Source organism: Oleiphilus sp. HI0117 (assembly GCF_001635235.1).
In genome coordinates, this window is the sequence record NZ_LWGA01000171.1 from 1 (window position 1) to 726 (window position 726).

Annotated in this window: 1 pseudogene; it reads right to left on the reverse strand. The window is 45.0% G+C overall.

What is annotated here, in order from left to right:
• Positions 1 to 656, reverse strand: a pseudogene (locus tag A3757_RS02235) (ATP-dependent DNA helicase DinG); the annotation flags it as partial.
• Positions 657 to 726: the final 70 nt, after the last annotated feature.

Below are 726 nucleotides of genomic sequence, written 5' to 3' on the forward strand. Positions count from 1 at the left end.
TGTAGCTGAGTAGATACCAAGGAAATATCCTCAATATTTTTGTGAAGAAAATTACCCTGCGATAAATAAGGTGAAAGCTCCACCATTGCTTTGCTAAGCACCTTGAGCCAGTTATCGGTACTTTTAAGACCGCCTTGAACCGTAAAATGATTGAGTGCCTTATCTGCCAAATGGTGCCCTTCATCCAGTACCAAAATAGACTGCTCGGGTGCTGGCAATATAACGCCACCACCCAAAGCCAGATCTGATAACAAAAGATCATGATTAACCACGACAATGTCAGCATTGTCCCAGGTCTTTCTGCTTTCATAATAAGGGCAAGAATTAAAATAGCTGCAACGGCGCTTGCTGCACTGCTGATTATCAGTCGATAGACTGCGCCAAACTTCAGGTTCGATCACGCTTTCCCAGGTATCTTTGTCGCCATCCCAAGCTCCTGAAGCGTATTTAGATAGATACACCTCTAGCTCAGATTTATCGGTAGAAACGCTATCTTCCTGGGTTAGAAATAGCGGTAACGCAGTAGTATCGCTATTGGCATTATCAAGCTGTTGATCCAGCTTGCTCAGACAAAGGTAACGACCCCGACCTTTTGCCAGGGCATAGTTGAAATCAAGGCCGGAGTATTTCGCTAGCTCAGGTAGGTCCTTGCTCATGACCTGATCTTGCAAAGCGGTTGTAGCGGTAGAAACGATAACTTTTCTACCTTGCGCTAAAGCAAGAGGG